Source organism: Mycobacterium sp. TKK-01-0059 (assembly GCF_000709305.1).
GTDB classification, from domain to species: domain Bacteria; phylum Actinomycetota; class Actinomycetes; order Mycobacteriales; family Mycobacteriaceae; genus Mycobacterium; species Mycobacterium intracellulare.
In genome coordinates this window covers 2,775,011-2,792,706 of record NZ_KL446993.1, presented here as the reverse complement: position 1 = coordinate 2,792,706, position 17,696 = coordinate 2,775,011, and the positions used below count along the sequence as shown (strand labels likewise).

Annotated in this window: 17 protein-coding genes and 1 tRNA gene; 11 read left to right on the top strand and 7 right to left on the bottom strand. The window is 66.1% G+C overall.

The features are described 5' to 3' along the window. Positions 1 to 146: 146 nt before the first annotated feature. The 6 genes from K883_RS13605 to K883_RS13580 all read left to right on the top strand — a co-directional run bounded on the left by K883_RS13605 (position 147) and on the right by K883_RS13580 (position 5,395). On the top strand, positions 147 to 938 hold the full coding sequence (locus K883_RS13605; protein WP_008253943.1) for an SDR family oxidoreductase: 792 nt from the start codon (positions 147 to 149) through the stop codon (positions 936 to 938). Between the two features lie 24 nt (positions 939 to 962). Further along, positions 963 to 2,039, top strand: a complete 1,077-nt coding sequence (locus K883_RS13600; protein ID WP_014383902.1) for an NAD(P)H-dependent amine dehydrogenase family protein — start codon at positions 963 to 965, stop codon at positions 2,037 to 2,039. Positions 2,040 to 2,134: 95 nt separating this feature from the next. After that, positions 2,135 to 3,361, top strand: coding sequence for an Nramp family divalent metal transporter (locus K883_RS13595; RefSeq protein WP_008253939.1), 1,227 nt, complete (start codon positions 2,135 to 2,137; stop codon positions 3,359 to 3,361). Further along, positions 3,362 to 4,441 (top strand): poly-gamma-glutamate hydrolase family protein, encoded by a 1,080-nt coding sequence (locus K883_RS13590; protein ID WP_008253936.1) that lies wholly within the window; start codon positions 3,362 to 3,364, stop codon positions 4,439 to 4,441. It begins immediately after the preceding gene. A gap of 8 nt (positions 4,442 to 4,449) precedes the next feature. Next, positions 4,450 to 5,274 (top strand): LLM class F420-dependent oxidoreductase, encoded by an 825-nt coding sequence (locus tag K883_RS13585; RefSeq protein WP_020821703.1) that lies wholly within the window; start codon positions 4,450 to 4,452, stop codon positions 5,272 to 5,274. A gap of 48 nt (positions 5,275 to 5,322) precedes the next feature. Then, a tRNA-Arg gene (locus tag K883_RS13580) sits at positions 5,323 to 5,395 on the top strand. Between the two features lie 279 nt (positions 5,396 to 5,674). On the opposite strand, the gene K883_RS26790 is transcribed toward K883_RS13580, so the two are convergent. Both K883_RS26790 and K883_RS13570 read right to left on the bottom strand, forming a co-directional pair. Next, positions 5,675 to 6,988: a flavin monoamine oxidase family protein gene (locus K883_RS26790; RefSeq protein ID WP_020821702.1), complete on the bottom strand. Its 1,314-nt coding sequence runs from the start codon at positions 6,986 to 6,988 to the stop codon at positions 5,675 to 5,677. A 55-nt stretch (positions 6,989 to 7,043) separates the two neighbouring features. Further along, positions 7,044 to 7,877: an alpha/beta fold hydrolase gene (locus K883_RS13570; RefSeq protein ID WP_036455497.1), complete on the bottom strand. Its 834-nt coding sequence runs from the start codon at positions 7,875 to 7,877 to the stop codon at positions 7,044 to 7,046. A 101-nt stretch (positions 7,878 to 7,978) separates the two neighbouring features. On the opposite strand from K883_RS13570, the gene K883_RS13565 reads away from it, so the two are divergent. The 3 genes from K883_RS13565 to K883_RS13560 all read left to right on the top strand — a co-directional run bounded on the left by K883_RS13565 (position 7,979) and on the right by K883_RS13560 (position 9,781). After that, a complete protein-coding gene (locus tag K883_RS13565) occupies positions 7,979 to 8,548 on the top strand; it encodes a TetR/AcrR family transcriptional regulator (RefSeq protein WP_020821700.1) in 570 nt (189 codons plus the stop codon). 461 nt (positions 8,549 to 9,009) lie between these two features. Further along, on the top strand, positions 9,010 to 9,219 hold the full coding sequence (locus K883_RS26785) for an excalibur calcium-binding domain-containing protein (protein ID WP_369798886.1): 210 nt from the start codon (positions 9,010 to 9,012) through the stop codon (positions 9,217 to 9,219). A gap of 139 nt (positions 9,220 to 9,358) precedes the next feature. After that, positions 9,359 to 9,781, top strand: a complete 423-nt coding sequence (locus tag K883_RS13560) for a hypothetical protein (protein ID WP_036454698.1) — start codon at positions 9,359 to 9,361, stop codon at positions 9,779 to 9,781. A gap of 82 nt (positions 9,782 to 9,863) precedes the next feature. Here K883_RS13560 and K883_RS13555 read toward each other — a convergent pair whose 3' ends face one another. The 3 genes from K883_RS13555 to K883_RS27555 form a co-directional block, all read right to left on the bottom strand. After that, entirely contained in the window at positions 9,864 to 11,240 is a 1,377-nt protein-coding gene (locus K883_RS13555; protein ID WP_036454696.1) for a PPE family protein, read from the bottom strand. Between the two features lie 35 nt (positions 11,241 to 11,275). Beyond that, entirely contained in the window at positions 11,276 to 12,502 is a 1,227-nt protein-coding gene (locus K883_RS13550; protein ID WP_051197693.1) for a PPE family protein, read from the bottom strand. Positions 12,503 to 12,854: 352 nt separating this feature from the next. Continuing rightward, positions 12,855 to 13,106: a hypothetical protein gene (locus K883_RS27555; RefSeq protein ID WP_131820905.1), complete on the bottom strand. Its 252-nt coding sequence runs from the start codon at positions 13,104 to 13,106 to the stop codon at positions 12,855 to 12,857. A gap of 288 nt (positions 13,107 to 13,394) precedes the next feature. Between K883_RS27555 and K883_RS28565 the strand changes: the two genes are divergently transcribed. After that, positions 13,395 to 13,610 carry a hypothetical protein gene (locus tag K883_RS28565; RefSeq protein ID WP_080587915.1) on the top strand — a complete coding sequence of 72 codons (216 nt, stop codon included), beginning with the start codon at positions 13,395 to 13,397 and terminating at the stop codon, positions 13,608 to 13,610. A gap of 45 nt (positions 13,611 to 13,655) precedes the next feature. Here K883_RS28565 and K883_RS13545 read toward each other — a convergent pair whose 3' ends face one another. Both K883_RS13545 and K883_RS13540 read right to left on the bottom strand, forming a co-directional pair. Next, positions 13,656 to 14,036, bottom strand: a complete 381-nt coding sequence (locus tag K883_RS13545; protein WP_036455495.1) for a hypothetical protein — start codon at positions 14,034 to 14,036, stop codon at positions 13,656 to 13,658. Between the two features lie 48 nt (positions 14,037 to 14,084). Next, entirely contained in the window at positions 14,085 to 15,614 is a 1,530-nt protein-coding gene (locus tag K883_RS13540) for a DUF4185 domain-containing protein (protein ID WP_014381863.1), read from the bottom strand. Positions 15,615 to 16,472: 858 nt separating this feature from the next. On the opposite strand from K883_RS13540, the gene K883_RS13535 reads away from it, so the two are divergent. Beyond that, positions 16,473 to 17,696, top strand: coding sequence for an acetyl-CoA acetyltransferase (locus K883_RS13535; protein ID WP_036454694.1), 1,224 nt, complete (start codon positions 16,473 to 16,475; stop codon positions 17,694 to 17,696).

Below are 17,696 nucleotides of genomic sequence, written 5' to 3'. Positions count from 1 at the left end.
CAACGTCACCGACACCGGGCCGCCGCCCCGACGGCCGCATCGGAAGCCCCCCGGATAGAAAAATAGAACTTGTTCTAGAAATGCCTTATCCGCGCCGCCGCGGCTTGCTACCGTGTCGCCTGACACCGAAACGAAGAGAGGCCGCCATGATCCTTGACAGGTTCCGTCTCGACGACAAAGTCGCCGTCATCACCGGTGCAGGCCGTGGCCTCGGGGCGGCCATCGCGCTGGCGTTCGCCGAGGCAGGCGCCGACGTCCTCATCGCCTCGCGAACTGAATCCCGACTAGAGGCCGTCGCCGAACAGGTCCGCGCCGCCGGGCGCCGCGCCCACGTCGTGGCCGCCGACCTGGCGCATCCGGAATCCACCGCCGAGCTGGCCGGCCAGGCCGTCGAGGCATTCGGGAAACTAGACATCGTCGTCAACAACGTCGGGGGATCCATGCCCAACACGTTGTTGACGACCTCGACGAAGGATCTCAAAGACGCCTTCACCTTCAACGTCGGCACCGCCCACGCGCTCACACTGGCTGCGGTGCCGTTGATGCTCGAGCACTCCGGCGGCGGCAGCATCATCAACATCACCTCGACCATGGGCCGGCTGGCCGGACGTGGCTTCGCGGCCTACGGCACCGCCAAGGCCGCGCTGTCCCATTACACCCGGCTGACCGCCCTGGACCTGTGCCCACGGATTCGGGTCAACGCGATCGCGCCGGGATCGATCCTCACCTCCGCGCTGGACGTGGTTGCCTCCAACGACGAGCTGCGGTCGCCGATGGAGAAGGCCACCCCGATGCGCCGGCTGGGCGATCCGGTCGACATTGCCGCTGCGGCAGTCTATTTGGCGTCTCCCGCCGGCAACTTCCTGACCGGCAAGACCCTCGAGGTCGACGGCGGCCTCACCTTCCCCAATCTCGACATCCCCGTCCCGGACCTGTGACCCACGACCGCTAAGGAGCACGTCATGCCCATCCCCGTCGTCCAACTGGGCACCGGCAACGTCGGTATCCACGCGCTGCGCGCGCTCATCACCAATCCGGAGTTCGACCTGAAAGGCGTGTGGGTGTCGTCCGACGCCAAGGCGGGCAAGGACGCCGCCGAGCTCGCCGGGCTTGCGGAGGCGACGGGGGTGCTCGCCAGCACCGACCTGGACGCCGTGCTCGCCACCGGGCCGCAGTGCGCGGTGTACAACGCGCTGGCCGACAACCGGTTGCCCGAGGCGCTCGAGGATTACCGGCGCGTGCTGGCGGCCGGGATCAATATCGTCGGCAGCGGCCCCGTCTTCTTGCAGTATCCGTGGCAGGTGATCCCCGAGGAGCTGATCAAGCCGCTGGAAGACGCAGCGCGCGAAGGCAATTCAAGCCTCTACGTCAACGGCATCGACCCGGGCTTCGCCAACGACCTGCTGCCCCTGGCGCTGGCCGGCACCTGCCAGAGCATCCAGCAGATCCGGTGCATGGAGATCGTCGACTACGCCACCTATGACAGTGCGGCGGTCATGTTCGACGTCATGGGATTCGGCAAGCCACTCGACGAAATTCCCATGTTGCTGCAGCCCGGTGTGCTCAGCCTGGCGTGGGGCTCGGTGATCCGGCAAATGGCGGCGGGCCTTGGCATTTCGCTCGACGAGGTCACCCAGTCGCACGTGCGCGTACCCGCCCCGGAGGACTTCGACATCGCCTCGGGCCATATCGCCAAGGGCACCGCCGCGGCGCTGCGCTTCGAGGTGTTCGGCATGGTCAACGGCGATCCCGTCGTCGTCCTCGAACACGTCACCCGGCTGCGCGAGGACCTGTGCCCGGACTGGCCGCAACCCGCACAGGAGGGTGGCTCCTACCGCATCGAGGTCACCGGCGAGCCGTCGTACGCCATGGACATCTGCCTGAGCAGCCGCAAGGGCGATCACAACCACGCCGGGCTGGTGGCCACCGCGATGCGAGTCGTCAACGCGATTCCCGCGGTGGTGGCCGCCGATCCGGGAATCGTCACCACGCTCGACTTGCCGCTGATCACCGGCAAGGGGCTCTACCGTCCGGCCTGAGCCTGGACGGCACGAAACACCGCGGCCGCTGGGCAGCCCGACGGGATGTTCGACTAACCTCACTTTCTTATTCGGTGAAGTGAATCGAGGTCACGTTGGCGCAGCGCACCCAGGGCTCGCTCAAGGGCAACTGGTATCTGCTCGGGCCCGCGTTCGTCGCCGCGATCGCCTACGTCGACCCCGGAAACGTCGCGGCCAACGTCAGCGCCGGCTCACAGTACGGCTACCTGCTGTTGTGGGTGATCGTCGCGGCCAACGTCCTCGCGGGCCTGGTGCAGTACCTGTCGGCCAAGCTCGGGCTGGTCACCGGGCGATCGTTGCCGGCCGCTCTGGGCAAGCGGATGAGCAGCCCACTGCGGCTGGTGTATTGGGCGCAGGCCGAACTCGTGGCGATCGCCACCGACGCCGCCGAAGTCGTCGGCGGGGCCATCGCCCTACACATCCTGTTCGGCTTGCCGCTGATGGTCGGCGGGCTCATCACCGGCGTGGTGGCCTTGCTGTTGCTGGGCATTCAGGATCGGCGCGGACAGATCATCTTCGAGCGGGTCATCACCGGCTTGCTGCTGGTCATCGCGATCGGGTTCGCGGCGAGCTTCTTCGTCAAGACCGCGCCGCCCCACGACGTGCTGGGCGGCCTGGTGCCGAGGTTCCGCGGCACCGAGAGTGTGCTGCTGGCCGCCGCGATCCTGGGGGCCACCGTGATGCCGCATGCGGTGTACATGCATTCGGGTCTGGTGCTAGACCGGCACGGGCATCCCGACCATGGGTCGCATCGCCGCCTGCTGCTGCGGATCACCCGCTGGGACGTCGTCCTGGCGATGGCGGTGGCCGGCACGGTGAACGCCGCCATGCTGCTGGTCGCCGCGATCAACCTGCAGGACCGCAACGTGAGCGCCTCCATCGAGGGCGCCTATTCCGCCATCCACAACACGCTGGGGGCGACCATCGCGGTGCTGTTCGCGATCGGTCTCCTCGCGTCCGGGCTGGCGTCCTCGTCGGTGGGCGCCTACGCCGGCGCCATGATCATGCAGGGGCTGCTGCACCGGTCGATCCCGATGGTGGCGCGCCGCCTGATCACCCTGTGCCCCGCCCTGGTGATCCTGGCGGTCGGGTTCGACCCCACCCGCGCGTTGGTGCTGTCCCAGGTGGTGCTGTCGTTCGGCATTCCGTTTGCGGTGCTGCCTCTGATCAAGCTGACGAGCAACCGCGAGCTGATGGGCGACGACGCCAACCACCGCATCACGACGATTCTTGGCTGGGGCGTCGGCATATTGATTAGTCTGCTTAACATGGTGCTCGTCTGGCTGACGGTGACCGGCTGAATGCCGGCCCTGCGTCATCTGTACTTCGCATACGGCTCGAACCTATGCGTACGGCAGATGGCGCGCCGCTGTCCCGACGCCGCCGATCCGCGCCCCGCGGTCCTCGCCGACCACGACTGGCTGATCAACCAGCGAGGCGTGGCCACCGTCGAGCCGTTGGCCGGAAACCAGGTGCATGGGGTGCTCTGGCAGATCTCCGACGGCGACCTGGCGACCTTGGACAGCGCCGAGGGTGTGCCGGTGCGCTACCGGCGCGACCGGCTGACCGTGCACACCGACGACGGGCCGTCACCGGCCTGGGTCTACATCGACCACCGGGTGACGCCGGGCCCTCCCCGCCCGGGCTACCTGCCCACCATCATCGACGGTGCCGCGCAGCACGGGCTGCCCCCACGCTGGCTCGAGTTCTTGCGCCGCTGGGATCCGGCCGGCTGGCCGCGCCCGAAATCGTCGGCGGCGTGCGGGCCTGGGCCGCAGTCGTTTTCGGCGTTGCTGAGCGAGCCCGGGGTGGCCGAGAGCTGCCAATTGCGTTCGCGTTTCGGATTTTTGGCGATCCACGGCGGCGGACTGGAAGAGATGACCGACGTGATCGCCGAGCGCGCCGCCGAGGCCGCCGGTGCGTCCGTCTATGTGGTGCGTCATCCCGACCACTACCCGCATCACCTGCCGTCGGCCCTGTTCGATCCGGCCGAGTCGCCACGGCTCGCCGCTTTCCTCGACCATGTCGACGTCGCGGTGTCGCTGCACGGCTATGGCCGCGACGGGCGCAGCACACAGCTGCTGGCCGGTGGTCGCAACCGGGAGCTGGCTGCCCATTTGGCCCGCCACATCCGGCTGACCGGCTATCAGGTCATCACCGACCTCGACGACGTGCCACCGGAATTGCGCGGGCTGCACCCGCGGAACCCGGTGAACCGGGTGCGTCAGGGCGGAACCCAGCTGGAGCTCTCGGCGCGGGTCCGCGGGATCAGCCCGCGCAGCCCGCTGCCCGGCGATGACGGTTTGTCGTCGGTCACCAGCGTGCTGATCCAAGGGCTGGCCGAGGCCGCTCGTCGTTGGTCTATGTCGTCGGATCGCTAAAACGGAGGTTGTTGGTGGCCAAGGATTTTCGCTTCGGAATGAGCATGCGGTTCTTTAAGTCCCGCGAGGCGCTGCTCGACAAGGCCAAGCGGGCTGAAGACGCCGGTTTCGACATTCTTTGTGTGCCGGACCATTTGGGCGCGGCGGCGCCCTTCCCGACGCTGACCGCGGTCGCGATGGTCACCACCACGCTGAAGCTGAGCATGTATGTGCTCAACTCCGCCTTCTACAAGCCGGCCCTGCTCAGCCGGGACATGCAGGCCCTCGATCTGCTCAGCGACGGCCGCCTCGAGATCGGGCTGGGCACCGGCTACGTCCGGGAAGAGTTCGAAGCCGCCGAGATCCCCTATCCCAGCGCCGGTGCCCGCGTCGACTACCTCGAACACATGACGAAGTATCTGAAGGAACACCACCCGTCGACGCCGCTCATCATCGCCGGCAACGGCGACCGGGTGCTGACCATCGCCGCCCGCAACGCCGACATCATCGGCCTGACCGGCTCCAAGGTGCGCGCGGTCGAGGACCCGTTCGCCGAACGTGTCGACTTCGTCCGCAACGCCGCGGGGGATCGCTTCGACGCCCTGGAGCTGAATCTGGCGATCACGGCGATGCCGCGGGTCGGCGAGACCGAGCCGGACCTGAAGCTGACCCGCAGCTACGCGCCGGACCTGTCCGATGAGGAGATCCTGTCCCAGCCCTCGGTGCTCAGCGGTTCCCCCCGCGAAATCGCCGACACGTTGATCGCGTACCGCGACAAGTACGGTGTCTCATCCTTCACCGTGCAGGACAACAACATCGAGAACTTCTCGAGGGTGATCGCCGAGCTGCGCTGACGCCGTGGCCCTCGGGTTTTGATCCAGCCCGGTAAGCTCAGGCCGTCCGCCCTCGTAGCTCAGGGGATAGAGCACGGCTCTCCTAAAGCCGGTGTCGCAGGTTCGAATCCTGCCGGGGGCACTTTTGTTGTATGACGTCGGTTGATGCCTGTCGTTTCGCCTTCGGGTGATGCTTGACGGTGTTTCGGCTGATGCTTGACAGCTACTTCGGCTGATCCTTGACACTGAGTTGAGCGTGGCTGAGCAGCGGTATCAGGCCGTGTTGTCGGTCATTCGTGATGGGTTGGCGATCTGGCGCACAAAATCTTTTCCCAGCTCAACTCTGCTTTGCGGGCGACTACATTACTTCCTCCACTCCTCTCGGGTCGGCGTATGGTCGGCGGTGGTTTCGCGGCACAGACTATTTCGATGACGGATTGAGTGGCGATGTCACGCAATTCCGCGGTTGGAGTGACGCGCGAATGGTTGAATCCGCCGCTTGTTCGCCGCTTTCTACCGCGCCTTCCATGAACAGCGGCCAGCTGCTGCGTTCGGCGCCGGCGAATCGTACGCGGCGGTGCCGATGCGGCAGTGATCGGCGGAACTGGCTGAACCGCCCCGGCAATAGGTGGGCATAGGTGCCGCCGGTAAAGCGATCTTCGGGCCACGACACCAGCTCAGCGTGTTCGACGAGGCCGGGACTGACCCCGAAGCCGCGACACAGATCGTCGGCGAGCGTCTCGACGTCGAGCTCGGCTGCGATGCGCGTGGTGAAGCCGTAGAGGACCCGTCTGGTTCGCCAGCCGGCGGTGATGAGATTTCCGCCGATGAATGCCTGAGCTTGGAAGGGCCCTCGTGGTGGGACGATGGCCACCAACTTGGTAGCCCGCCCGTAGTTAATGCCAGTGTTCGCATCGTCGATGGTGTCCGGCAAGCTGGGAGTGAATTTGATCCCCGCCAGAGTGGGGGTCGGTACCGCAATGATGGCGTGGTCGGCCTCGACGACGTCACCGTTGTCGACATGCGCCGCCACGGTGCTGTTGTCCTGCTCGACGGCGTTAACTGTTGCTTGTAGGTGCACCGGCGTGGTGAGCCGGCAAGCGAGGTGGGTGGCGAGCGCCCCGGTTCCCTCTACGATGTGGCTCGCCCCACCAACTTCTCCGATAACGAATCGGAGCGTACCTCCTTCGCGCCCAAGCAGTTCGGCGAGACTCAGCAGCGAGATGTCCTCAAGTTTGGCGCCGCCGAATAGTGCTCCTATGAGGCATTCGATGAAGTACCGAAGCGAGGCGGAACATCGGTGGCCGAAGAAGTCGGCTACGGATTGTGCGTCGAGTTCGGCGCGTTGAAGCTCCACTCTGTTGGCGGCGGCTAGCCAACGAAGGCTGCGGGGACCTAGGGGCAGGCGGGCCAGTGCAATGAGATCGGTGGGCGCAAGGTGCGGGATCAGATGTCCTGCTCGGTCATTGGGCTGCCGCCATAGCACGGGGCCCGCAGCGTAACGGCCGCGGGCGAGGTGCAGACCGGCGTCTGTTACGAGCTTCCGCATCCGTCGATGTCGTGTGGAAATGAACTGGGCGCCGAGCTCGACGACGTCGCCGGTGACGGGCCGGGATCGCGAGCGACCGCCGACCTCGGCGCGGCCCTCGAGAACGACGACGTCATGGCCGGCGGCACTCAAACGTGTTGCCGCTGTGAGTCCGCCAAGTCCTGCTCCGACGACTACTACCTTCACGATCCCCCTCCAACGCTGTTGAAGCGCTGCTTGCTGCCTCCGCAGCGTCGAGACATCAGGATGACGCGTGTTCGTGGACGAAGTCCTGGATCGCCCGTGCGGTGATCTCGGGCTGGTCTTCGGGCAGATAAGTGAAGCTGTCGGGCACCTCGACAAGAGTCGCGTCAGGTAGGAGTTCCGCCCACCGGCGCGCGTGCTCGAACGGGAAGAACGGCAGCTTAGGTGGCCACAAGATGAGCACCGGCTTGGCGAAGTTACGCAAGGCTTCTGCGGCGTTGAGCGTCTCGTGATAATCCATGGCTCGCAGGAACTTCCCGATGTCGGCGCGGATACGACGATCGCCGATGAATGACTGCAGCCAGCCCTCAGCTACCTCGACGGGAATAGGTCTCCTACTCATCGGCGCGAACGTCGCACGCCGTACAACGGAGGACCGCATCAGCAGTGCGCCTAACCACAGCAGGCCGGGGATGCGAGGCGCGTACTTCAGTATGCGAAGCGAGGGTGGCGGGAAGTTGTCGAAGGAATCGCTGGGGGTGAGCACGAGTCGGGAAACGTTTGGGCAGCCGTCAGCAAGAAGCAGCTGGGCGATCGCACCGCCGGTGTCGTTGGCCACGACCGTCACGTTGTCGACCTCGAGCGTGTCGAGGAACTCCGCAATGAGCCGAGCAACGCCGCGAGGGGTGAGGTCGGCATCTGCCCGCATGGGCCGACGGTGGCCCCCCAACGGCAAGTCCGGCGCGATACACCGAAATTGTGGCTCGAGGACGTGAATGATGTTGCGCCAGAACGTGCCGTTCACCAGGATGCCGTGGACGAACAGGATTGGTGACCCCTGACCGGTGTCGCGGTAGTGCACTGTGCCAGCTGATAGCTCGACGTCGGGCATGGCGTGATCCTCCAACCGAAGTGTCGGCGCGGCTCCGCAAAGCATCCGAAGCGATATGAGACGATCGTAGCAGACAAACGTCCCATTTCAAGAGAGAAGCCATGGCGCCGCCAACCCGTAACCGACAAGCGCTGCTCGATGCGGCCATACGATGCATCCAGGAGCGCGGCTACGCCCGCACGACCGCGCGCGACATCGTTGCCGTGTCCAACACCAACCTTGGCGCGATCGGCTACCACTTTGGCTCGAAGGAAGCGCTGATGACGGAGGCGCTGGCCGAATGTTGCCGCCGTTGGTTAGCCGCCGTCTCGTCTGCCGCCAACCAACCCGGTGGCAGCCCCTGGGACAACGCGGTAACTGCGGCATACCGCGCCGTTGAAGACAGCCGCGAGGTCGCCGTCGCCTACCTAGAAGCGTGGGCGCAAATAGAGCGGTCGCCCGAGTTGCGAGAGCAGCTCGCAAGCCATTACCGCGAATTCCGCACCGCTACAGCGGCTCTCATCCAATCCGTAATCCCCCGCGCGCGAAGCGAACACTTGGACGTCGAGGCGCTATCCGCAATACTGATCGCCGTATTCGACGGCCTCATGGTGCAATGGCTGCTGGACCCCGACGCTCTGCCCAGCCTGGACCGCCTCGGCACGACCCTCACACCACTCATCGAGATGTGACCAGGTCACGCGAACGCAGTGGTAATCAACCGCCACAGGCATGCTGCCGGGCCGGCGGATGGGGAGATGCAATGTCCCAACGGACACGGTCCCCAGCTCAGACGCCTTCGGAAACCTTTGATTGCTCATGCGACCCGGACATTAGTGCGGACCTCCCCGAGCGTGCATGCCGGTCCGAAATTCGGAACCCTGCGCACAGTCCGACTCGTTAGGTCCGGCCGGGCTCCGGTCACGGCAATGGGGCCGCCCCTGGTCATCCGGACAGGATTTGGTTGCCGTTGACGCGCAAGACATCGATTGTATGGCTGAAGGCACCGCCTTTGGGAGGGATTGGGAGTCAAAAAGCTCTCTCGCACAGAAGATCCGAAGAAGGCTGGGCCGAGCAAATTTTTCAATTCAGACCTCGAGCCGTGGTGCTCACTGTTACGCTCCGGCACGCACATAGGAGGTTTGACCTAGTAATGACGACCCGTCTGATTATCGCGGCAATGGCCACAGTTGCCGCTTTCCTTGGCGTCGGTTTATCCATCGCGCCCGCCGCACAGGCAGATCCGCCCTATAGAAACTGCACCGCGGCGCGCCAAGATGGCCGATACAACATTCCAAGGGGAGATCCGGCCTACCAACAAAAGCTGGATCGGGACAACGACGGCATCGCCTGCGAGTCCTAGCTCCGCATTCAATGAGGCAGTGCCCTTTTGATTGGCGCAACGCAAGCCATGCGGGCGACGACTCGATATGCCGCGACTGCGACGACCGGTCAAAGCCGACGTCGAAGTCGCGGGTCAGTGCCGAATAACCGGAGTTTGCATGATCATTGATATGCGCAAGGCGGTGTTGCTGCTACCGATCTACGTCGCCTGGATGGTCGGAACGGATTTGTTGTTCAACTCCAGCGGCGTGAACACCAGCAACGACCTGCCGCTATGGCTCATCATCGGTTTCACGATCATGGCCGTGCTCGTAGTCCTGATTGTGGCGTGGTATCTCGTGCAGCGCTCTCGCGGGAAGGTACCTCCTAGGCGTGAGCGTGTGTACATGGGTTTCCTTATCGCACTTCTTATTTCGGGTTTCATCGATGACGGCCTGAAGGCCCTGACGAAGCTGATCTTCCACAGCATGTCCATCTGGATTCTGATCCCTCTCTACATAGTCTCCTACGCGATATTGCTGGCGGTGATGGTTGTCGTCATAAACCGAGTTACGACCAAACCCGCTGATACACAACGCTAGACGTGATCAGCCTGGCGCCCCGGCTGCGGGCGGCAACGCGTCACCCCAGACGGCAGGCAAAACGGTCCTGAATTGTGCTCCCCTAGCCCCACGTTGCCCGCGGCGGTGTGACCTTGGACTTGTCGGCCGAGGACAAGTGCACCGCGTGGACACCCGGCTTCTTCGACAGCTGATCCAAAAGGCTTTCCAGGTGCGCCTTGTCGGTGTGCCAGTGCTGAACCGACTCCGGCGCCTCCTGCATTTCCGCCAGGACCGTCTTCAGTTTGTCCGGGGTCTTGGCGTCGTTGTCCGACGAGCGGCGGCCCAGCCCCCGGGTGGGGCTTGCGGCGACCGCGCGGGGCACAGCGCCACCCAGCGCTCCACCGGCCAGGCCCGCCAGGCCGATCTGACCGAGGGCACCGGCGCCGGCCGCGACCGTCGGCGCGGCACCCGCGCTGGTGTACTCCAACACGGTGGCGGCCAGCTTGGCCGCGGGACTGGCCACGGCCCAGCTCGGCGGTACTGACAACGCCCCCGCGAGACCCGCATTGCCGAGACCTGCGGTCACCGCAGATGCGCCAACGGCTCCTACGGCCGGGGTGCTCGAACCCAGCGAAGCGAACAGCGGCCCTTCGAGTTCGACGGCGGTGTCACCCCACGTCCGTGCCGTTGCCACCAGGCCCAAACTGAGGCTCAGCAACGTGTCGTTGACCGGGCGGATGCCTTTGGTGACGAACTCGATGTTCGCGGCGATCTTCGCCAACGGCGTGGAATTCAAGTTGTTCAACCATGTCGCCAATGACGACGGATCGGCCGCCGGCAATGCGGAAGGCGACGCGAAGCTTTGCAGCGTTCGCGGGGTCGACGACATCAGCTTCGCCAAGGCCGACTGCGCGTTGGCGGGCGCCGTACCGGCGGCTTGGGCGACCGCGCCTGATTGGCCGGCTCCTCCCGCTGGGTTGGTGGTTTGCGGTGGCGCGTTGAAGGGCTCCAATTGCGCAGCGATCGCCGAAGATCCGGCGTAGCCGTACATCGCGGCAGCATCTTGCGCCCACATCTGTGCGTACTCCGCCTCGGTGGCCGCGATCGCGGCGGTGTTCTGCCCGAGAAGGTTCGTCGCCACCAGCGACGCCAGCCGGCCGCGGTTCTCCGCGATCGCCACCGGGGGCACCGTCGCGGTGAATGCGGCCTCGTACGCCGCCGCGGCCGCTCTGGCTCGCGAGGCGGCCTGTTCGGCTTGAGCGGCGGTCGTGCTCATCCACGCCGCATACGGCGCGGCCGCACCGGCCATGGTCAGCGAGGACGGCCCCTGCCAACCGCTGGTCAAGTTCGAGATCACCGACTCATACGACGTCGCCGCAGAGTGCAGTTGGGCGGCCAACCCATCCCATGCCGACGCCGCGGCCAACATTGAGCCTGCGCCTTCACCGGCGTACATTCGACCAGAGTTGATCTCCGGCGGAAATGCTCCGAAATCCATTGTCACTCCTTGTTCTTCGCGATAAGTAGTGCGTGCTATTCCTGCGGGTCGTCCGCGTTGATGACGATGATCGTGGCCGTGGTCGCGACGCGCCCGAAACCGCCGCCGATGCCCGTTGCCCGCGCGGAGCCACCGCCGGTGGCGGCCATGGCGCGCCCGGCCAGACCCGACGCGGCCATGCTGGAGAACAGCGATCCCTCTCCTTCGGCCGCGAGGGCCGAAGGAGCGCCGGCAAAGGCGGTTTGTGGAATCACCGTGGCGACCGGCCGGATCTCCGGGGCGGCCGCCGCCCATCCCGGCGGCACCGACAAGCGCCCGACGACGCCGGCACGACCGATGCCCGGCGACATTCCGGTTCCAGCGGCTCTCGGCGAGCTCACCATTTGCGTCCCCGAATTGGCCTCGCCGCCCAACCGCCCGAGCGCCGACCGGTCCCGGTCCAGCCTTTGCCGGGCACTGTTCACATTCGCCACGTTTTGGGGCACCAGGTAGTTTTCGACGCCCAGCAGATACGGGCTGCCCCCGATGCCGAACAATGACACGGGACCCAACGGGCCCGTGAGCGCCGAGTCGAATGCTGACAGCAGCGATGGTGGATCGGCGGCGGCAGGCGTTGTCAGGGTCTGCAACGATTGGGGCACGGCGGACATCAGTTGCGGGAGAGCCGATTCCGTGTTAGTCGCGACCGAGCCGCCGGTGGCCTGCGCGACGGCGGCGGCCTGTCCCGCGGTCCCGGCCGGGTTGGTGCTACGCGGCGGCGGGGCGAATGGCGTCACCTGCGCGGCGGCCGCCGAGGCACCGGCGTAGCCGTACATCGCCGCGGCATCCTGGGCCCACATCTCGGCGTACTGGGCCTCGGTGGCCATGATCGCCGGGGTGTTCTGACCCAGAAAATTGGTCGCGATCAGCGCCATCAACTGCGCCCGATTGGCCGCGATGACCGGTGGCGGCACCGTCGCGAGGAACGCCGCCTCGTACCCGACCACCGCCGCCCTCGCCTGGTTGGCGGTCTGCTCGGCCTGGGCGGCGGTCGCACTCATCCATGCCGCATACGGTGCCGCCGCGGCGGCCATCATGCTCGACGAAGGACCGCGCCACCCGGCGGTCAGGTTCGAGATCACCGACTCGTAAGACGCTGCGGCGGCGTGCAGCTGGGCTGCGAGTCCGTCCCACGCCGCGGCGGCGGCCAGCATCGGCCCGGCCCCGGGGCCAGAGTACATTCGACCGGAGTTGACCTCCGGCGGCATCCCTCCGAAATCCATTGCTATACCTCATAACTCGGTGCGCGACGCCCGAGGGCGACGTGAGTCGACCGCTGCATCGCCTGAATGATTTGATGAACTTCTGTAACCGCGCCCTATCGACGCACGACTCGGCCGGATCGTGAGAGCGGTTATCCGCTGCGGCCCCGGCGATGTGCCGTTATCGTTGTAGCGCAGGGTGATTCAACGACGGGAAAATGCATCCCCCGGCTGAGCTGACATGGTTAGTACCGATGCCGCGACCAGATACGTTGCCACGGTGTGAACTTGCTACCGGATACCGCTGTGGTGTGCACCACCGGCGCAGTGAAACAGCGCCGATCGTCGTCGACACGAAGGTCAACCTCGAAGGCTAGGAACCCCGGTTGCGCCACGGGCGGTGCCGCCGACGCTGCAAATAGGACTCGACGCGGCGGTTGTGCGTATTGGCGATGATTTCAATTGCGCGCCAGCTGTCTTGGCGTGTTTGCTCACGGGCGATCGAGGCGAGGCACAGCCGCATCCGCCCGAGCGGGCGGCCAGCCAAGGGGGTAAAACTGCGCGGGGCGATCGGACAAGCGCTCACCCCCGTCGATGACGGCGAACCCTCATCGACAGATCTCATCGCGGTGCTCCTGCTTGCATATCAGATAAATGACAGACCACGATCGTACTTATCCCGGTCAGGCCGTGTCCAGTTTGCGTTCACGCCATACCAGCAGGTCGGCGCCCGTCCGCACCTCCGCAAACCCGCTCACGATCCCCCACCAGAGCGGCACCCCGAAATGCCCAGAGCAAATGCAATCAAGTCCCACAAAGCGCAGGAATGCGGACTACCATCGATACCGTGCGCATAAGGGAAGAAACGTAGCGACCGTCGCTTCGTTGGGGCATAGCACTTGCCGGGCCTGCGATGCGGAAGCTAGTCGCCACACAGATGGCCGTTGGGGCTTTAATGCTCAGCGGGGCGATCGCACACGCTGAGGACCAGCCGCCACCGCCTCCTCCCGCCCCTTCGTTCTACGCACCGAAGTGCCTGAGTTTCGATCCCAATCCGCCGGCGCACTGGAACTACCTGCCGTGCGGATGGACAACGGATGGCAAGCGGTGGATTCCGCTGCCTCCGTAGCCGATACCGCGTGACCTCGCCCCGCGAAATCCCCTCAGCCGCTGACTAACTGGCCTTGAGGTGTCCGCCTCCCCGGCAGCTAACGCCGCAGACGCCCGCATCCCCCCGGGCGTCTGCGAGCGAAAGCGCCTGGTCAATCGGGAGCCCGCTGCAATCCAAACCGTTGACCACCAGGCCCAGACTGATGGCGCCGTCCGCGCGGGCGCTTTCGATGCACACCTCGATGTCTCGGAGCCCCGGCCTGCCCACGGTCCAGTAGTCCGGGCGGTGCCCGTCGAACACCGTGTGATTGTCCGCGCCGTCACCGTTGTCCCGCAGTTCGCCCGCCGATGAGGCAGGCACGTCGTCGGGTAACGCGGCCGCGGCGAGAGGAGTGAGCGGATCAGCAAGACCACAACAGTTGTCGTGATACTCCAAGGCGATCATCATCGCCCTCCTCTCACTAGACCATCGTATCTTCGACGGCGACGTTTCCTACGGCAACACGGTGTGCATCAGCATCACGTCGTACGCCGACCACAGCGACAGGTTGAAGTACAGGTCCCGTCCCGACGACCAGGGATGGATCATCGGCGCATAGATGCCGCCGGGCATCTGGAACGAGGACACCAGCGGTTGCGGGGGACTCCACGGCCCCTGCGGCGCCGGCGCGGTCCGTGCGATGACGTCGTTGCTGCCGCCGTCGGTGTAGAGCACCAGGTACTGCTTGAGGTAACTGTTGTACTGGGCCGACATTTCGCCCACCGGCGCCGGGAAGATCGGCGTCGCCGCACCCGGATTGTTCGGGACCCAACGACCGCCCTCGTCGCCGTTCCAGTACTGGTACTTGGTCAGGTCGGGCAACTGGTTCGGTGGAACCCGCGACAGGAAGGCCGCGCCGCCGCGACCCGACGGCGTCCCGAACTGGTAGATGTAGCCGTCCTTGCCCTTCAAGAAGGCGCCCATCTGGAAGTTCTCGTTTCCAGGCGTAAACCCGGCTCCCGGAATGGCATCCGCGGACGCCGTGCGGATCGTGGTGGGGAAGATCCCCCAGTTCTGGCCGTTGTCGTTGGACCGCGCGATCGCCGAATAGTTCGTTGTCCATTCGCCGTCACGGCCCCACTGGCGGATGGACATGTAGCTCATGTACTGGGTTCTGCCCATCGACATCGCCCCGGTCGGAATGATTCCCGTCTCGTGCGCGGCCTTGTGGATGGTGTTGACGACCTGTTTGGAGAGCCCGGGCGCCCACACCGGCGAGCCGGAATACTTGTCGTTCGGCACGCCGTCGGCGATGTGGATTCCCTTGGACAGATCGCGATCGTTGCTGCGGAACAGGGTGTTGTAGCGCCACTGCTGGCCGTGCACCTTGCAGTAGCCGAAGGTGTCACCGAAGGCCATCAGCACCTGGCGGTTGACGGGATCGCCGTTGTCCCAGGCAATCCCGAGATCGGTGCCGGAGATGCCGAAACGTTGCAGCGTTTTGTTGGGGCCGTCCGGCCCGGTGACCCAGTCGACGAGGGACGTCGGGGCGCCCGCGATCGACGGAGGCGGCGGGCCCGGCTCGGGTTGCGGCTGCGGCACCGGGGCGGCGTTCGGCCGTAGCGGATTGGCGTTCGGCAGTTGCGGGACCGCGGGCGGGTTGGGAGCCGGCGGCAGGACCTCGGCTTGCTGTTGCAGCGGCGCGGAGGGTCCGGGTCCCGGCGTCGGCCCCTCGGCTCGCGGATGGACCGGCGCGGAGTAGCGCTGCCCCGGCGTCGCCGGCTTGAGCAACGACGAGATCAGCGGACCCAGCCTCGGCAGCGGCGCCTGGTCATTCGTGTGACTGGGTCTGCGCCCGGTCGGCGGCTGCACGACCGGCTGAGGCGCGGGCATCGCCGGCTGCGCGGCGGGAGGGTCGACGTTCGCCTCGGGGGCACCACACGGCGTGGCGTGGGCGGTAGGCGCGGGCCCCACCACGAGGACGAATCCGACAGCGGCCGCCGACGCCATCGATAGCGACACACTTCGAAGAATCGCCGACATGTAACACCTTTCGAGGGGTAGGACACCGCGCTGACGTCCGTAGTTGGCTCATGTGACGATAGTGATCTGCGGGGCATATGTGACCAACGATGAGCCGATAGGTATGCATCCGTGACCGTGTCGCAACGCGGCAGTCGCCGCCCCGACTTCCCTCGCGTGGCATTAGCTGGAAGCAACATGCAAGCTGTTAATCGGCGTTTCTGATTTTGCCAACGCTGCCACTGGCTGGGTCGGGTATCGACCCGGAAGATGTCACGATGGACCGCAGACCGACCCGCCCCGGGGGGTGAGCCCGCCCCGGGCCTTTCACCCGGTCGCCAAGAGCCGGTCGCGTCCGCACAAGTGGCCGCCGGCCCCGCGGGGTCGTCGCCGGCTGGGGGGTTGACGTCGCGGCTACTTTGCTGGGACGGCCGCAAAACGAACGGCCGACGGGTGCGCATATCGGCTTACACCGCAGCCTCGTGCGACGCCACGATGCGGGGCGGCCGCTTCGCGGTGGGACTGGCCGCACGACGGCGCAACCCCACCACATCGCCGCAGCTCAGACTTCCGGCCGACCGCCTGCCCGAGTGCCCCGCGCGCACCCGGAAAAGGTGAATCGACGTTAACCGGACCCGGCGCCGTCGGCGGCCTGGCATCAACGAGACGTCAAATAGATTGAGGCCGCATGTTTGTCGGCACCGCTGGGGGGCAATGATCCAACAGTAGGCGAGTGCGTCGGCCGGCCTTCGCGCCCGCCTAGGTCCCGTCGGTTCAGCCCGAGAGCCGACGGGGCCGCCCTCTTTGGACCAGCCAGGGACCCGCGCCGGCCCGCCGATAGGCCTCAACAACCGCCCCGCCCGGGAGTACCGTCGGCGTATGGATCGCTCCTCCGGTGTGTGGATTCTCGGCGGTTACCAAAGCGATTTTGCTCGCAACCTCACCAGGGAAGGCCACGACTTCGCCGCGCTGACCGCCGAGGTCGTCGACGCGACGCTGGCAACGGCCAAGCTGGACGCGGCCGGCATCGAAGTGGTGCACGTCGGCAACGCCTTCGGCGAGATGTTCGCCCGGCAGGGCCACCTCGGGGCGATGCCCGCCACGGTCTGCGACGGCCTCTGGGACACCCCGGCGTCGCGCCACGAAGCCGCCTGCGCCTCCGGCAGCGTGGCGGCGCTGGCGGCGATGGCCGATCTGCGGTCGGGCGCCTACGACACCGCGCTGGTGGTGGGCATCGAGCTCGAGAAAACGGTCCCGGGCGACACCGCCGCGCAGCATCTGGGGGCCGCGGCGTGGACCGGTCACGAGGGGGCCGACGCGCGCTACCTGTGGCCGTCCATGTTCGCCCGGGTGGCCGACGAGTACGACCGCCGGTACGGAATGGACGACGCGCACCTGCGGGCCATCGCCCAGCTCAACTTCGCCAACGCGCGCCGCAACCCCAACGCCCAGACCCGCGGGTGGACCGTCCCCGATCCCATCACCGACGACGACGACGACGCCAACCCGATCACCGAGGGCCGGCTGCGACGCTTCGACTGCAGCCAAATGTCCGACGGCGGCGCGGGATTGGTGCTCGTCAACGACGCCTACCTGCGCAACCACCCCGACGCGCATCCGATCGGCCGGATCGAGGGCTGGGGCCATCGCACCGTCGGGCTGGGGCTGCAGCAGAAACTGGACCGTGCCGGCGACGATCTTTACGTGTTGCCGCATGTGCGGGCGGCGGTGCTCGACGCGCTGCGCCGGGCGGGGCGCGGCCTCGACGACATCGACGGGTTCGAGGTGCACGACTGCTTCACTCCCAGCGAGTACTTGGCCATCGACCACATCGGGTTGACCGGCCCGGGCGAGTCATGGAAGGCGATCGAAAACGGCGAGATCGAGATCGGCGGGAGGCTGCCGATCAATCCCAGCGGCGGGCTGATCGGCGGCGGGCATCCGGTGGGCGCCTCCGGGGTGCGGATGCTGCTCGACGCGGCCAAGCAGGTCAGCGGCGCCGCCGGCGACTATCAGGTCGACGGGGCGCAAACCTTCGGGACCCTCAATTTCGGCGGCAGCACCGCCACAACGGTGAGTTTCGTTGTCAGCAAAGGCATCTGA

Excerpts from the sequence above, each read along its gene's own strand:
- K883_RS28565 (WP_080587915.1), top strand. The coding sequence starts at position 13,395 with ATGCGGAAGCTAGTCGCCACACAGATGGCCGTTGGGGCTTTAATGCTC.
- K883_RS13540 (WP_014381863.1), bottom strand. The coding sequence starts at position 15,614 with ATGTCGGCGATTCTTCGAAGTGTGTCGCTATCGATGGCGTCGGCGGCC.
- K883_RS13600 (WP_014383902.1), top strand. The coding sequence starts at position 963 with ATGCCCATCCCCGTCGTCCAACTGGGCACCGGCAACGTCGGTATCCAC.
- K883_RS13545 (WP_036455495.1), bottom strand. The coding sequence starts at position 14,036 with ATGATCGCCTTGGAGTATCACGACAACTGTTGTGGTCTTGCTGATCCG.
- K883_RS13550 (WP_051197693.1), bottom strand. The coding sequence starts at position 12,502 with ATGGATTTCGGAGGGATGCCGCCGGAGGTCAACTCCGGTCGAATGTAC.
- K883_RS27555 (WP_131820905.1), bottom strand. The coding sequence starts at position 13,106 with ATGAGATCTGTCGATGAGGGTTCGCCGTCATCGACGGGGGTGAGCGCT.
- K883_RS13605 (WP_008253943.1), top strand. The coding sequence starts at position 147 with ATGATCCTTGACAGGTTCCGTCTCGACGACAAAGTCGCCGTCATCACC.
- K883_RS26785 (WP_369798886.1), top strand. The coding sequence starts at position 9,010 with ATGACGACCCGTCTGATTATCGCGGCAATGGCCACAGTTGCCGCTTTC.
- K883_RS13535 (WP_036454694.1), top strand. The coding sequence starts at position 16,473 with ATGGATCGCTCCTCCGGTGTGTGGATTCTCGGCGGTTACCAAAGCGAT.
- K883_RS13590 (WP_008253936.1), top strand. The coding sequence starts at position 3,362 with ATGCCGGCCCTGCGTCATCTGTACTTCGCATACGGCTCGAACCTATGC.
- K883_RS13570 (WP_036455497.1), bottom strand. The coding sequence starts at position 7,877 with ATGCCCGACGTCGAGCTATCAGCTGGCACAGTGCACTACCGCGACACC.
- K883_RS13565 (WP_020821700.1), top strand. The coding sequence starts at position 7,979 with ATGGCGCCGCCAACCCGTAACCGACAAGCGCTGCTCGATGCGGCCATA.
- K883_RS13560 (WP_036454698.1), top strand. The coding sequence starts at position 9,359 with ATGATCATTGATATGCGCAAGGCGGTGTTGCTGCTACCGATCTACGTC.
- K883_RS13555 (WP_036454696.1), bottom strand. The coding sequence starts at position 11,240 with ATGGATTTCGGAGCATTTCCGCCGGAGATCAACTCTGGTCGAATGTAC.